This window comes from Pseudomonas sp. PA-5-4B (genome assembly GCF_021606215.1).
GTDB lineage: Bacteria > Pseudomonadota > Gammaproteobacteria > Pseudomonadales > Pseudomonadaceae > Aquipseudomonas > Aquipseudomonas edaphica.
Genome location: NZ_WKDB01000055.1, coordinates 25,678 through 40,554 on the forward strand (window position 1 = coordinate 25,678; position 14,877 = coordinate 40,554).

General features: G+C 62.9%; 11 protein-coding genes. All 11 read left to right on the forward strand.

The window, feature by feature from the left end:
• The first annotated feature begins 7 nt into the window (after positions 1-7).
• Positions 8-1,753 carry a malto-oligosyltrehalose trehalohydrolase gene (treZ, locus tag GIW28_RS22985; RefSeq protein ID WP_236447556.1) on the forward strand — a complete coding sequence of 582 codons (1,746 nt, stop codon included), beginning with the start codon at positions 8-10 and terminating at the stop codon, positions 1,751-1,753.
• On the forward strand, positions 1,750-3,834 hold the full coding sequence (gene malQ, locus GIW28_RS22990; protein WP_099549667.1) for a 4-alpha-glucanotransferase: 2,085 nt from the start codon (positions 1,750-1,752) through the stop codon (positions 3,832-3,834). Before treZ ends, malQ begins: the two co-directional genes overlap by 4 nt.
• A complete protein-coding gene (locus GIW28_RS22995; RefSeq protein ID WP_236447557.1) occupies positions 3,831-6,587 on the forward strand; it encodes a malto-oligosyltrehalose synthase in 2,757 nt (918 codons plus the stop codon). The genes malQ and GIW28_RS22995 overlap by 4 nt, the downstream gene beginning before the upstream one ends.
• A gap of 24 nt (positions 6,588-6,611) precedes the next feature.
• Positions 6,612-6,881, forward strand: a complete 270-nt coding sequence (locus GIW28_RS23000) for a DUF2934 domain-containing protein (RefSeq protein ID WP_017138916.1) — start codon at positions 6,612-6,614, stop codon at positions 6,879-6,881.
• Between the two features lie 124 nt (positions 6,882-7,005).
• The gene (gene glgX / locus GIW28_RS23005) at positions 7,006-9,165 is read left to right on the forward strand and encodes a glycogen debranching protein GlgX (RefSeq protein WP_099549665.1); all 2,160 of its coding nucleotides are present in this window, start codon (positions 7,006-7,008) and stop codon (positions 9,163-9,165) included.
• Position 9,166: 1 nt separating this feature from the next.
• On the forward strand, positions 9,167-10,165 hold the full coding sequence (locus GIW28_RS23010) for an acyl-CoA dehydrogenase family protein (RefSeq protein WP_177033197.1): 999 nt from the start codon (positions 9,167-9,169) through the stop codon (positions 10,163-10,165).
• Positions 10,162-10,920 (forward strand): PIG-L deacetylase family protein, encoded by a 759-nt coding sequence (locus GIW28_RS23015; RefSeq protein ID WP_236447559.1) that lies wholly within the window; start codon positions 10,162-10,164, stop codon positions 10,918-10,920. Before GIW28_RS23010 ends, GIW28_RS23015 begins: the two co-directional genes overlap by 4 nt.
• Positions 10,917-11,516 (forward strand): SAM-dependent methyltransferase, encoded by a 600-nt coding sequence (locus GIW28_RS23020; protein ID WP_236447560.1) that lies wholly within the window; start codon positions 10,917-10,919, stop codon positions 11,514-11,516. The genes GIW28_RS23015 and GIW28_RS23020 overlap by 4 nt, the downstream gene beginning before the upstream one ends.
• Positions 11,513-12,172 (forward strand): glycosyltransferase, encoded by a 660-nt coding sequence (locus tag GIW28_RS23025; protein ID WP_017138921.1) that lies wholly within the window; start codon positions 11,513-11,515, stop codon positions 12,170-12,172. Before GIW28_RS23020 ends, GIW28_RS23025 begins: the two co-directional genes overlap by 4 nt.
• Positions 12,173-12,349: 177 nt before the next feature.
• Positions 12,350-13,111 carry a PIG-L deacetylase family protein gene (locus tag GIW28_RS23030; protein ID WP_236447561.1) on the forward strand — a complete coding sequence of 254 codons (762 nt, stop codon included), beginning with the start codon at positions 12,350-12,352 and terminating at the stop codon, positions 13,109-13,111.
• A 244-nt stretch (positions 13,112-13,355) separates the two neighbouring features.
• Positions 13,356-14,877, forward strand: a 1,522-nt coding sequence (locus tag GIW28_RS23035; RefSeq protein ID WP_329606476.1) for a pertactin-like passenger domain-containing protein, incomplete at its 3' end; no start/stop codon positions are given.

A 14,877-nucleotide genomic window follows, 5' to 3' on the forward strand; every position in this document is an offset into this window, starting at 1 on the left:
TTCATAGATGCCGTCACGGACTCTGGAAACCTGGCCCCACGGCGCAATCATGCTGGACGCGCAACACACGCGTTTTGCCTTGTGGGCGCCAGACGCGTTTTATGTCAGCGTTGAATTGCAAGACGGCAAGTCCATCGCCATGCTGCCCCAGGCAGATGGCTGGTTCGAGGTAGAAACCGAGTGCCCGGCGGGCACTTGTTACCGCTACAACATTGATGGCGAACAGGACGTGCCGGACCCGGCATCCCGGGCCCAGGCACTCGACGTGCACGGCTGGAGCGTGGTCGTCGACCCCCTCGCCTACGAATGGCGACACAGCCAGTGGCAAGGTCGCCCTTGGCAAGAGGCGGTGATCTACGAACTGCATGTGGGCGCACTGGGTGGCTATGCCGGCGTGCAAAAGCACCTGCCACGCCTGGCCGAACTGGGCGTGACCGCCATTGAACTGATGCCGCTGGCGCAATTTCCCGGCGAGCGCAATTGGGGCTATGACGGGGTGCTGCCCTACGCCCCGCAAGCCTCCTATGGCTCCCCCGAACAACTCAAGGCCCTGATCGACAGTGCCCACGAACACGGTTTGGCGGTGATCCTGGATGTGGTCTACAACCACTTCGGCCCCGATGGCAATTACCTGGGCCAGTACGCCCAAGGCTTCTTTGAAGAAGACGTGCACACGCCGTGGGGCGCCGGGATTGATTTTGATCGCCGTGAGGTGCGCGACTTTTTCCTCGACAACGCACTGATGTGGTTGCTCGAGTACCGCTTCGACGGCCTGCGCCTGGACGCGGTACACGCCATCGACAACCCCGGTTTCCTCAAGGAACTTGCGCAACGGGTACGCCAGCAGGTGGACACCGGCCGGCACGTATGGCTGGTGCTGGAAAACGAACTCAACCAGGCCCGCCTGCTCAAGCACGACTTTGATGCGCAGTGGAATGACGACTTCCATAACGTACTGCACGTACTGCTCACGGGCGAAACGGATGCGTATTACAGCGACTTCGCACAAGACCCCACCGAGAAGCTCGCGCGCTGCCTGGGCGAAGGTTTTATCTACCAAGGCCACACCACCCGTCACGGCCATGCGCGCGGCGAACCCAGTGGTGATCTGCCACCCAGCGCCTTCGTGGCGTTTTTGCAAAACCACGACCAGGTCGGCAACCGCGCCCTGGGCGAGCGCCTGCACCAACTGTGCTCGCCCCAGGCGTTGAAGGCGGCCACCACCTTACTGCTGATGTCGCCGATGATTCCGCTGATGTTTATGGGCGATGAAGTCAACGCCGAGCAGCCGTTCCTGTTTTTCACCGATCATCACGGTGAGCTGGCCGAAGCCGTGCGCGAGGGCCGACGCAACGAATTTGCCGATTTCGCCGCGTTTAAAGACCCTGAGCGGCGCGAACAGATCCCCGACCCGAATGCGCTGCCGACTTTCCTGCAGTCGGCGCCCCGCTTCACCGAGCACGAACACGCGCAGCTTTACCGTCAGCTGCTGAGCCTGCGCCATCGGCACATCGTGCCGCACTTGCCCGGCAGCGTGGCCCTGGGCGCGCAGGTACTGGCCGACGGCGCCGTCACCGCGCGCTGGCGCCTGGGCAACGGCAGCCTGTTGCAGATTGACCTGAACCTGGGTGCCACGCCGCTGGATCACCCGGCGCCGCCGCACCTGCTATTCGAGACGTCTGCCCATGAAGGCGCGCAACTGGCGCCGTTCAGCGCACGCGTCGCCTTATCCCCTGTTGGAGATCACCCTTGAGCGAAGCGAACCTGGAAATACTCGCCAGCCGCGCGGGCCTGGCCGTCGATTGGATCGACGCAAACGGCCGCCCGCAACATGTCGAACCCGCCGCCTTGCGTGCCGTCCTCAAAGGCCTGGGCCACCCGGCCGATACTGACGCCGAGATCAATGCCAGCCTGCTCGAAATGGAACGGGTGCAACAAGACAAGCACCTGCCACCGCTGATGACCGTGGACACCGGCGTGGGTCTGGACCTCGCGCATTACTTCGCCCCGGACACACCGTGCCGCGTCAGCCTGGAACAGGGCGAAACCCTGGAATTGCGCCTGGACGGCAATGCCGAACTGCCCGGCGTAATCGCGCTGGGTTATCACCAGGTGCATATCGACGACCAAACCTTCACCCTGGCCGTGGCCCCTACCCATTGCTACAGCGTCGCTGAAGCGGTCGACAGCCAACCGGCCCGCGCCTGGGGCCTGAGTGCGCAGCTGTATGCACTGCGCCGCCTGGGTGACGGCGGCTTCGGTGACACCCTGGCATTGGAGCACCTGGCCCGCAGCGCCGCCGAACGCGGCGCCGATGCCTTGGCCATCAGCCCGATGCATGCGATGTTCAGCGCCGACACCGAGCGCTACAGCCCCTACTCACCTTCCAGCCGCCTGTTCCTCAACAGCCTGTATGCCTCGCCCGCCTGCATCCTTGGCGAGCGCGAAGTGCGCAACGCCATCGAGGCACTGGACCTTACGGATGAGCTGCACGCCCTGGAACAGCTCACCTTGATCGACTGGCCCACCGCCGCCCGCGCCAAGCAGCGCCTGTTGCGTGCCTTGTATGAAGATTTCCGCCACGGCCAGCACCCGCAACACGCCGACTTCCTGAGCTTTCGCCAGGCCGGCGGCGAAGCCCTGGAGAACCACTGTCGCTTTGAAGCCGTGCAAGCCTTGCGTGCCGCCGCCGGTGAAGACCTCGACTGGCGCCACTGGCCCGAAGCATGGCGCTCGCCTCAGAGCCCGGCGCTGACGCAATTTGCCGCCGACCATACGAATGAGATCGGCTATTTTGCCTTCTGCCAATGGCTGATCGCACGCAGCCTGGAGCGCGCGCAACAAGCCGCGCGTGGCAGCGGCATGGGCATCGGCCTGATCGCAGACCTGGCGGTCGGTGCCGATGGCGGCGGCAGCCAGGCGTGGAGCCGGCAGGACGAGCTACTCGCCAACCTTACCGTCGGCGCGCCACCGGACATTCTCAACCGCGCGGGTCAAGGCTGGGGCATCTCGGCGTTTTCCCCTGAAGGTCTCAAGCGCAACGGCTTTCGCGCCTTTATCGAGATGCTGCGGGCCAACTTCGCCCACGCCGGCGGCCTGCGCATTGACCATGTGATGGGCCTGCAACGCCTGTGGGTCATCCCCATGGACGCTACGCCGCGCGAAGGCGCGTATTTGTACTACCCGGTGGATGACCTGCTGCGCCTGCTGGCGCTGGAATCCCACCGCCACCAGGCCATCGTGCTCGGTGAAGACCTGGGCACCGTGCCCGATGGCCTGCGCGAAAAACTCAGCGGCCGCTCGATCCTGGGCATGCGCGTCTTACTCTTTGAACAAAACCACGACGGCCACTTCAAGCCGATCCTCGACTGGCCGGACAACGCCCTGGCTACCACCAGCACCCACGACTTGCCAACCCTCAACGGCTGGTGGCACAGCCGCGATATCGAATGGAATATCCAGCTGGGCCTGATCGATGCGCCGACCGTGGAGCAATGGAGCGAACACCGCCTGCGCGAACGCCAGGCGCTGCGCCAGGCCTTGAGCCAGGACCCGCAGAACTTCGTCGATGAAATCCGCAATGACACCGACCATATGCTCGACGCCAGCGTGCGCTACCTGGGCCACACCCGCGCGCCGTTGGTGCTGTTGCCGCTGGAAGACGCGCTGGGCATCGAGGAACAAGCCAACCTGCCCGGCACCACCGACACCCACCCCAATTGGCGCCGCCGCCTGCCGGGTGAAGCCGCCAGCCTGCTCGACAACGACAGCGCCGCCCGCCGCCTGGAGCTGCTGGCCGTGGCGCGCAACCAGGCCCATGAGCGTGACCGATGAACGCATTACCCCTGCGCGCAACCCAGCGCCTGCAATTTCACAAAGGCTTCACCCTGGATGATGCCGTGCCCCTGGTGCCCTACTTCGCCCAACTGGGCATCAGCCACCTGTATGCCTCGCCGCTGCTGGCCGCCCGCGCCGGTTCCATGCACGGCTACGATGTGGTTGACCCGACCCGCGTCAACCCCGAGCTTGGCGGCGAGCCGGCCTTGCACAGGTTGGTTGCGGCGCTGCGTGAGCATGGGATGGGGCTGATCCTCGATATTGTCTCCAACCATATGGCCGTCGGCGGTGCAGACAACCCGTGGTGGCTGGACCTCTTGGAATGGGGCCGCCTGAGTCCCTACAGTGAGTTTTTCGATATCCAGTGGCACTCGCCGGACCCGCTGCTCAAGGGCCAATTGCTGATGCCGTTTCTGGGCAGCGACTACGGTGAAGCGCTGCAAAGCGGCAACCTGGCGCTCAAGTTCGATGCCGTGCAGGGCGGTTTTTACGTCGAGCATTACGAGCACCGCTTCCCGATTTGCCCGCGTGACTACGCCATGATTCTGGGCGGCGATGAATTGTTGAAGCCCCTGGCCGAGCGTTTCAGCGCCCTTGCCTACCAGGATGACGCCTACACCGAAGCCGGCTGGCTCAAACACGTGCTGGCCGAACGGGCCACCGAAGCCTCGGTGCTGCACGCCATCGAACGCCAGCTGGCCGAATTTGATGGGCGCCAGCCGGACGGCTTCAATCACTTGCACGCCTTGCTGGAACAACAGGTTTATCGGCTGGCCAGTTGGCGCACCGCAGCGGACGATATCAACTGGCGGCGCTTCTTCGACGTCAACGAACTCGGCGGCCTGCGCGTAGAACGCAGCGCCGTGTTCGAAGCCACCCACGGCAAGATTTTCGAGCTGATCAGCCAAGGGCTGGTGGACGGCTTGCGCATCGACCATATCGACGGGTTGGCTGACCCACGCGGGTATTGCCGCAAGTTGCGCAGGCGCGTGGATTCCCTTTCGCCCAACCGGCATTTGCCGATCTTCGTAGAAAAAATCCTCGGTGAAGGCGAAACCCTGCGCGAAGACTGGCAGGTAGACGGCACCACCGGCTATGAATTCATGAACCAGCTGTCGCTGTTGCAGCACGACCCAACAGGCTTTGCGCCGTTGGCGGAGCTGTGGACGCGCTACAGCGAACGGCCTGCTGCCTTTATCGAAGAAGCCCGGCTGGCCCGCCAGCAGATTCTCAACGGTTCCCTGGCCGGTGACTTCGAGAGTGTGGCCCAGGCCCTGCTGCAAGTGGCCCGCGACGACGTGATGACCCGCGACCTGACCCTGGGCGCAATCCGCCGTGCCTTGCAGGAGCTGATCGTGCACTTCCCGGTGTACCGCACCTACATCAGTGCCCGTGGGCGCAGCGCCCATGATGATGTGTTTTTCCTGCAAGCCTTGGCCGGTGCTCGCAGCACCTTGGGCGAAGGCGACTGGCCGGTGCTCGACCACCTGGAAAAATGGCTGGGCGGCCAGCCGTGGCGCAACCGCCCGGTCGGGCGTGAACGCAAGATGCTCAAGCATGCCTGCGTGCGCTTCCAGCAGCTCACGTCGCCGGCGGCGGCCAAGGCCGTGGAAGACACCGCCTTCTACCGCTCGGCGGTGCTGCTGTCGCGTAACGATGTGGGCTTCAGCACCGAACAGTTCAGTGCGCCGTTGGCGGATTTTCACGCGGCTAACCAGCAGCGTTTGCAGACCTTCCCCGGCAACCTGCTGGCCACCGCCACTCACGACCACAAGCGCGGTGAAGACACGCGAGCGCGCCTGGCGGTGCTGAGTGAATGTGCGCCGTGGTATGTCGAACAGGTGGAGCATTGGCGCCGCCTCGCCGCACCGTTGCGCGACGATGCACACAGCCCGTCGGCGGGCGATGAACTGATCCTTTACCAAGTGCTGCTCGGCAGTTGGCCGCTGGATAGCAACCCGGACATGCAGGGTTACCAGCAACGCCTGTGGCAATGGCAGCAAAAAGCCCTGCGCGAAGCCAAGTTGCAAAGCAGTTGGAGCGCGCCCAACGAAGCCTATGAACAGGCGGTCGATGCCTTCCTGTCACGCCTATTGCTCAGCGATGCCGGCACCCCGTTACGCAAGGCCATCGGCAGCGCCGCCCAGGCCATCGCCCCGGCGGGCGCACTGAACGGCCTGGCGCAATCCTTGCTTCGTATCACCGTGCCGGGTGTACCGGATTTGTACCAGGGCGATGAGTTCTGGGACTTCAGCCTGGTAGACCCGGACAACCGCCGCCCGGTGGACTTCAACGCACGGCAACAGGCGTTGAACACACCGCCGGACGTCGGCGAGCTGTTGTCCCATTGGCGCGACGGGCGTATCAAACAGGCGCTGATTGCCCAGGTGCTGGCCGTGCGCAAGGCCAACGCCGAACGCTTCCAACGCGGCAGCTACACGCCGCTGGAAGTGGTAGGCAAACACGCCGATCACGTCGTCGCATTTTGCCGCACGTATCAAGGCAAACACCTGCTGGTGGTGGTGCCACGCTGGCCCCATCGCCTGCTGGAAAACGGTGAACAACCCCATATCAATGCGCAGGTTTGGGGCGATACGCGGGTGAAATTACCGTTCGCCACCACAACACAAAACTGGAAGGGACTTTTTCATACAGGCGCAGTCACACCAAACAAGGAGCTGTTGATCAGCGCTGCCCTGGGGGATTTCCCGGTCAATGTCTTTATCAATCCCGATGATCAAGAAAGCTGAAAATTTTCTGTGAGGAGTATTGTGATGAGTACTGAAGACAAACGCATACGCGAGTTGGCGCATCAGATCTGGGAATCCGAAGGCAAGCCCCACGGTGAAGATGCACGCCACTGGGAGATGGCGCGTAAATTAGCCGAAGCCGAAGCGCTGACCCCAAGCAAACCCAAAGCTGCGGCCAAACCCAAGACCGCTCCCAAGCCTGCGCCAAAAGCCAAGCCGCCGGCCCCGGCGGCCAGCAAGCCCGCACCGCCAGCGGCCAAAAAGCCTGCGGCGCCGAAAAAGCCCAAGCCTTAACAGCCCACGCGCCTCCTGCCGACATTGTCGCCAGGAGGCCCTTTTTACTTTTCAGTGCGCCAGCTGAGCAACCGTCGGCACGGTAGCGCTCGGCCCGAAAAAAGACCCTTGCAGGAGCAATTTAATGAGCAAACCCGATAACAACCCAGCCACGCCGGAAAACGAGCCGTCGCGGATTCGTGAAGGTTTGCCCTTCCCTCTAGGCGCCACCTGGGATGGCCTGGGTGTCAACTTTGCGCTGTTCTCAGCCAATGCCACCAAGGTCGAGCTGTGCCTGTTCGATGATACCGGCGAGGTCGAGCTTGAACGTATCGAACTGCCCGAATACACCGACGAAACCTTCCACGGCTACCTGCCCGACGCCCACCCCGGGCTGATTTACGGCTACCGCGTGTACGGTGCGTATGACCCGGCCAATGGTCACCGCTTCAACCACAACAAATTGCTGATCGACCCCTATGCCAAACAGCTGGTGGGTGAACTCAAATGGTCCGAGGCACTGTTCGGCTACACCATCGGCCACCCGGACGACGACCTCAGTTTTGACGAACGCGACAGCGCGCCCTTTGTGCCCAAGTGCAAGGTCATCGACCCTGCGCACACCTGGGGCAACGACCAGCCGGTACGGGTGCCATGGGACCGCACGATCATCTACGAAACCCACCTGCGCGGCATTAGCATGCGTCACCCTTCGGTGGGCGAGTCGGTACGCGGCACCTGTGCCGGGCTGATGGAAGATGACGTGCTCAAGCATATTCGCCAGCTCGGCGTGTCATCCGTTGAGCTGCTGCCGGTGCATGCCTTCGTCAACGACCAGCACCTGCTGCAAAAAGGCATGACCAACTATTGGGGCTACAACAGCATCGCGTTCTTTGCGCCTGACCCGCGTTACCTGGCCAGCGGCAAGATCGCCGAGTTCAAGGAGATGGTCGCGCACCTGCATGAGCAGAAGCTCGAGGTGATCCTCGATGTGGTCTACAACCACACTGCTGAGGGCAACGAGCGCGGCCCTACCCTGTCGATGCGCGGCATCGATAACGCCTCCTACTATCGGCTGATGCCCGACGACAAGCGTTTCTACATCAACGATTCCGGCACCGGCAATACCCTGGACTTGAGCCACCCTTGCGTGCTGCAAATGGTCACCGACTCCCTGCGCTACTGGGCCACCGAAATGCACGTGGACGGCTTCCGCTTTGACCTGGCGACCATTCTGGGGCGCTACCGCGACGGTTTCGACGAGCGCCACAGCTTCCTTGTGGCCTGCCGCCAGGACCCGGTGCTGCGCCAGCTGAAAATGATTGCCGAACCCTGGGACTGTGGCCCCGGCGGCTACCAAGTGGGCAACTTCCCACCCGGCTGGGTGGAATGGAACGACCGCTTCCGCGACACCGTGCGCGCCTTCTGGAAAGGCGATGACGGCCAGTTGGCGGACTTTGCCGGGCGCATGACCGCCTCGGGCGAGATGTTCAACCACCGTGGGCGCAGGCCTTACAGTTCGGTGAACTTCATCACTGCCCACGATGGTTTCACCCTGCACGATCTGGTGTCGTACAACGACAAGCACAACGAGGCCAACGACGAAAACAACCAGGACGGCAGCAACAACAACCTGTCCTGGAACCACGGCGTCGAAGGCCCCACCGAAGACCCGGAAATCAACGCCCTGCGCCTGCGCCAGATGCGCAATTTCTTCGCCACGCTGCTGCTGGCCCAAGGCACACCGATGATCGTGGCCGGTGACGAGTTCGCGCGCACCCAGCACGGCAACAACAATGCCTATTGCCAGGACAGCGAGATCGGCTGGGTCAACTGGGACCTGGACGACGACGGCAAGGCACTGCTCAAGTTCGTCAAACGCCTGATCAAATTGCGCCTGGCCTACCCGATTCTGCGCCGTGGGCGTTTCCTGGTGGGCGACTACAACGAAGACCTCGGCGTAAAAGACGTCACCTGGCTGGCGCCGGATGGCAACGAGATGAGCACCGAACAGTGGCAAGACAGCCATGGCCGCTGCCTGGGCATGCTGATGGATGGCCGCGCCCAGGAAACCGGGATTCGTCGCGCTGGGGGTGATGCGACCCTGTTGCTGGTGGTCAATGCCCACCACGACATGGTGAATTTCCGCCTGCCGCCGGTGCCCCAGGGTGAATTCTGGACCTGCATGCTCGATACCAACGCCCCCGCAGTGCGCGGTCAGGAGCGTTTTGACTTCGAGCACGAGTACGCGGTGACCGGACGCTCACTGCTGCTGTTCGAATTGCAACGCGACGACGAGGTGTGAGATGGCTCTGCATGGATTCCTTCAAGGCAACCGCAGCTACGCCGACACGCAGGCGCTGGGCGTTGCACTGAAGGCGCTTCAGGAAGAAGGCCTGGACCAACTGCCATTACCTGGCAGCGGCCAGACGTTGGAACGCTTCAGCCGGTTGGCGCAGGTGGCAGGTCATGACCTGCGCCTGTGCAAGCTGTTCGAAGGTCACACCGACGCCCTGGCGATCATCGCCGAGCTCGACAGCCCCTTGCCGCCCGTGGGCAGTGTTTGGGGCATGTGGGCCGCCGAACCGCCGACGGCCAAGGTACGCGTACGCCGCGACGGCCAGCGCTTGATCGTCGATGGGCGTAAAGCCTGGTGTTCCGGTGCAGCGGTGGTCAGCCATGGCTTGCTGACCGCCTGGGACGAAGACGACCGCCAACAGTTGGTGGCGGTCGAGATGGACCAGCCCGGCGTCACCGTCACCCACGAAGGCTGGAAAGCCGTGGGCATGGCGGCCACCGGCAGTGTCGAAATCATCTTTGATGAGGCCCGCGGCATCGCGGTTGGCGAGCCGGGCGACTACTTGTCACGGCCTGGCTTCTGGCACGGCGGCGTCGGTATCGCCGCGTGCTGGTATGGCGGTGCGCAACGTCTGGCTGAGGTGCTGCGTGTGCACTGCAGCCAGCGTCCCGAACAGCATGCGCTGGCGCACTTGGGCGCGGTCGACAGCGTGCTCAACAGCGCCGCCTGTGTACTGCGCGACGGTGCTGAGCAGATTGACCGCCACCCTCGCGCCAATGCGCGGCAACTGGCCCAACAGGCACGGGCGTGCGTCGAGGATACCGTCGAGCAGGTCATTCATCACGTCGGGCGCGCGGTGGGTGCCGGGCCTTACTGCAAAGATCCGCACTTCGCCCAATTGATGGCGGACTTACCCGTATATGTACGTCAAAGCCACGCCGAGCGTGACCTGGCGGCGCTGGGAAAGCTGGTTGCGGACGAACCCACAGGTAGGTGGCTGTTATGAAACTCAACCCGATCATTGGCCAGGGCACGCCGTTGCATCAATGGCAGGGTTCAGCCCATATGGCCCAATTGCCGCAAATCAGTGTCGAGCAGTTGGTGCCCGCGGGGTATCGCGCCGTTATTATTGCTCCGCACCCGGACGACGAAGTGCTTGGCTGCGGCGGCCTGCTGCAAGGCCTGGCCTTGCTGGACCGGCAGATCCAACTGATTTCCGTCACCGACGGCAGCGCCAGCCACCCAGGCTCCAGGCGCTGGCCGGTCGAGCGCTTGAGCATCGTGCGCCCGCAGGAGTCGGCCCAGGCCCTGCACCGTCTCGGCCTGCCATTGCACAGTTTGCAGTGGCTGCGCGCAGGCTTTGCCGACAGCCAGGTGGCGGCCCGTGAAGATGAGTTGAGCGCGTTCATAGAGCGGTATCTCAAGCCCACCGATGTGGTGTTCACCACCTGGCGCGAAGACGGGCATTGCGACCATGAAGCCGTTGGCCGCGCCAGCGCCAAAGCGGCGCAGGCGGTAGGTGCGACCCTGTACGAACTGCCCGTTTGGACCTGGCATTGGGCAACGCCCGAAGACAGCCAGGTGCCATGGCAACGTGCGCGCAAAATCGTGCTGACACCTGAAGCGGTGGCGCGCAAACGGCATGCCATTCACGCCTTTGCCAGCCAACTTGAAGGCGACCCGCAAGTGGGTCTTGCACCGGTGCTGGCACCCTATGTGGTTGAGCGTTTGCTGCAACCTTTTGAAGTGGTGTTTGTATGAGTGTGGCCACACCCTATTTTGATCAACTGTTCGCCGGTAATGACGACCCTTGGGCCTTTCGCCAGCGCTGGTACGAACAGCGTAAACGCGCACTCACCCTGGCGGTGCTGACACGGCCCCGCTATCGCTCGATTTTTGAACCCGGCTGCGCGAACGGCGAGCTGAGTGCCGAATTGGCGCCGCGCTGCGAGCGCCTGGTGTGTTGCGACACGGCCGCCGCTGCCGTGGCGCTGGCGCAAACCCGATTGCGGGGGTTCAGCCACGCCCAGGTTCATCAAAGCCGTTTGCCTGAGGAATGGCCGCCCGGCCAGTTCGAACTGATTGTGTTGAGCGAACTCTGCTACTACCTCGATGCCGAGGATTTACAGCGCTTGATCGACTGTGCCCTGAATGCGCTGACCGACAACGGCCAACTGCTCGCCTGCCACTGGCGCCCGCGCATCGATGGCTGCCCGCAAACGGCCGAACAGGTGCACGAAATGCTCGCGCAACGCCTGGGCATGGCCCACCTCGCCCACCATCACGACAGTGACTTTCTACTCGACCTGTGGAGCCGTGACGGCACCTCGGTCGCCACCCATGAGGGCTTGCGATGATCGGCATTCTAATCCCGGTACATAACGAAGAAGCGCTATTGGGCGAGTGCCTCAAAGCCGCGATGATTGCCGCCAGCCACCCTGATTTGCTGGGTGAGCCTGTGCAGATCCTGGCCGTGCTCGACAGCTGCAGCGATGGCAGTGCGGCGATTGCCCAGGCGTATCCGGTGCAGTGTTTACACGTGCTGGCACGTAACGTCGGGCAGGTGCGCGGAGTGGGTGCGCGGCACTTGTTAAACCAGGGTGCACGCTGGATTTCGTGCACCGACGCCGACAGCCGTGTCGCCCCCGACTGGTTGGTGGCGCAACTGGCCTTGGGCGCCGATGCTGTGTGCGGCACAGTGACGGTGGACGACTGGAGCGAAGGCTTCGGCGTGGCAGCCCAAATCCGCTACACCCAAGCCTATGAGGCTCGCGACGGCCATCGCCATATTCACGGTGCCAACCTGGGCGTGAGTGCCGGGGCGTATGTGCAGTCCGGCGGATTCGAACCGTTGGCCTGCCACGAAGATGTGCAACTGGTGCGCAACCTGGAGCGCTGCGGTGCTTCAATCGCCTGGAGTCACACGCCACAGGTAATTACCAGCGCACGCCTGGACTGCCGTGCCCAAGGCGGTTTTGGTGATTATTTGAAGAGTTTGATGCAGGCCACCTGAATATTTCGACCCTGCACGATGTAAAAACGCCGAATCCTTGACTATGCTGAAATCGCCTTGCTGGTCATCCAGGGTTGGATGGCCGCAGTTCATCGCAGCGGAGCCTGTGCTGAGTACAAGAGCGTCGTCCCGTCAACGGGGTACGACCCGGCATCATTCGACAAGGACGTGACACCGATGAAATCTGCCTCATTAAGCGAGGGCCGTCGCGGCCCTGCGCAAATCTGGAACAGTGCGCCACAGTTGGCGCAAATCCCCTTTATCAAGCCCTCCTCCCTGGTGCCACGCGGCGCGCGCGTGGTGGTCATCGCGCCTCACCCCGGCGATGAGGTGTTGGCGTGTGGCGGTTTATTGCAACTGCTCAGCACCCTCGACCACCCACTGCAACTGATCTCGATCACCGATGGCAGCGCCAGCCACCCAGGCTCGAATGCCTGGCCGGCAAGCCGCCTGAGTGTGATCCGCCCGCAGGAAAGCGCTGAAGCGCTGCGGCGCCTGGGGATGCCGCTGCACAGCCTTAAGTGGATTCGCGGCGGCTTTTGCGACGACGCCCTGGCCGCCCGCGAACAACCCATGAGCCAGTTCATTGCGCGCTATCTGCAACCGGGCGACGTGGTGTTTACCACTTGGCGCCACGACGGCAAGGACGACCATGACGCCGTCGGCCGCGCCAGCGCCAAAGCCTGCCAGCTCACCGGCGCGCGCCTGTATGAACTGCCGATATGGGCCTGGCATTGGCCGCTGCGTGAAGGCTCGGTGATCCCCTGGCATCGCGCGCGCAAGGTACGGCTGGACAGCTGGAGCGTTGCGCGCAAGCTGCACGCCACCCATGCGTATGCCAGCCAATTGGTCGGCGACCCGGAGATCGGTTTGGCGCCCATGCTTGCCCAGGAGTTACTGGAGCGGATGCGTGAGCCCTATGAGATCGTGTTTGCCTAGGCCAGCACTCGCCTGTACCTGTCAGTTCTCACAGTAGCACCCGGCTCACTCTGCGACTAAGGTGCAAAAAGCCTGCACAGCTTGATGTGCAGTCGAGAAAGCCATGCCAACCCCTTGCATTCGCCGGTGTTTTCGTAGAACAGGCAACCCGTCGTGCCTGCTCCGTATCGCGCTCTACCTTCCCATGGCTTGAACCGCACCTGATTGCTCAGGTGCGGGAACTTCCTTCGGACAAGGAGCCGTCATGCGCACACTGCCAGTTTTTCTGACTTACCTGGGTATCACGTTGATGGCGGTGTGGCCGCTGCCGTCGCTTGGCGCCTGCACGATCAACATTACCGCCGGCAATGACACCTCGACCTGCAACAGCGGCGCCGCGCCGGGCTTTACCGACACCGCCGGCAACAACACGCTGAACCTCAGCGGCAGCGGCTCCCTCAACGGTGATGTCACCTTGGGGGCCGGCAACGATCTGGTTGACATCAACGGTGGGACAGCGGCAATCAATGGGATGCTGCACCAGGGCGACGGTGCGAATACGTTTCGTCTGACGCTGGGCGCGGTCACGGGGTCCATTACCCAGGGCGATGGTGTGGATCTGGTGCAGATCAACGGTGGGCACGCGGGGGCGATCATCCAGGGCGGGGGCATTGACAGTTTTGTCATGCGCGATGGCACTGTCGAGTCACTGGCCCAAGGCGACGGCCATGACACATTCGTTATGAGTGGTGGCACCATCAAGGGCGCCTTTGAAGACGGCGATCAAGCATTGATGACCGGCGGCACCATCGGCCGGGTCGACATGAAACTCGATAACAACGTCTTCGATATGCGCGGCGGCACCATCGTCGGCAACCTTGTCACAGGGCTTGGCAGGGACACCATTCTCGTCTCGGGCACCAGCACCATCGGCGGCAACATCAGCACCAGCGCCGGCGTGGATTTGATCCAGGTCAGCGGTGGCAGGGTCAACGGCCAAATCCTCACGAGCTTCGGCGCCGATCAGTTCATTTGGACCGACGGGGGAACAATCAACGGGGCAATTCTCATGGGTGCCGATGATGATTCTGCCCTGCTGAAAAACCTCCGCGAAACCTTGCTGGCCGCCACCCCCCAACTGGACGGCGGCGTGGGTAACGACACCCTCACCTTTGACGCAACGCAAACCAGCGTCCCGAGCCGCTACACCGGCTGGGAGCGGGTGTCTATGGTCAATGGGTCGGCCCTGACACTCGGTGGCACATTCGTATTGGGAGGCAGCGATACCGGTACCGGCGCAATGAGCATCGATGCAACGAGCAGATTGATCGTCACAACGGGCACTCTCGCGCCCTTCACGTCCGGGCAATTGGCAACCTTGAACAACGCCGGTCTGATCGATATGAGTACCGACAGTTCCAGCACGACCGACAGCTTGACGGTCAACGGCAATTACATCGGCACGGGCGGTCGGCTGGCGCTGCAAACGGTGTTGGGCGCGGATAACTCACCCAGCGACAAACTGGTGGTCAGCCAAGGCACCCTGCAGGGCGCCACGGCGATCAGCATCACCAACCTGGGCGGTGCAGGTGCGCTGACCGTGAAGGATGGCATTGAGGTGGTACAGGCAACCCAGGGCGCCACCAGCAGCGTCGGTGCGTTCTCGCTGGCTGGCCCCGTGTCTGCTGGTGCGTTTGACTATCACTTGTTCAGAGGGGGCGTGACCGCGGGTACGGAACAGAATTACTACCTGCGCTCCACCGTGCCGGCGCAGCCCACGCCGGATG

Excerpts from the sequence above, each read along its gene's own strand:
- treZ (WP_236447556.1), top strand. The coding sequence starts at position 8 with ATGCCGTCACGGACTCTGGAAACCTGGCCCCACGGCGCAATCATGCTG.
- GIW28_RS22995 (WP_236447557.1), top strand. The coding sequence starts at position 3,831 with ATGAACGCATTACCCCTGCGCGCAACCCAGCGCCTGCAATTTCACAAA.
- GIW28_RS23000 (WP_017138916.1), top strand. The coding sequence starts at position 6,612 with ATGAGTACTGAAGACAAACGCATACGCGAGTTGGCGCATCAGATCTGG.
- glgX (WP_099549665.1), top strand. The coding sequence starts at position 7,006 with ATGAGCAAACCCGATAACAACCCAGCCACGCCGGAAAACGAGCCGTCG.
- GIW28_RS23010 (WP_177033197.1), top strand. The coding sequence starts at position 9,167 with ATGGCTCTGCATGGATTCCTTCAAGGCAACCGCAGCTACGCCGACACG.
- GIW28_RS23015 (WP_236447559.1), top strand. The coding sequence starts at position 10,162 with ATGAAACTCAACCCGATCATTGGCCAGGGCACGCCGTTGCATCAATGG.
- GIW28_RS23020 (WP_236447560.1), top strand. The coding sequence starts at position 10,917 with ATGAGTGTGGCCACACCCTATTTTGATCAACTGTTCGCCGGTAATGAC.
- GIW28_RS23025 (WP_017138921.1), top strand. The coding sequence starts at position 11,513 with ATGATCGGCATTCTAATCCCGGTACATAACGAAGAAGCGCTATTGGGC.
- GIW28_RS23030 (WP_236447561.1), top strand. The coding sequence starts at position 12,350 with ATGAAATCTGCCTCATTAAGCGAGGGCCGTCGCGGCCCTGCGCAAATC.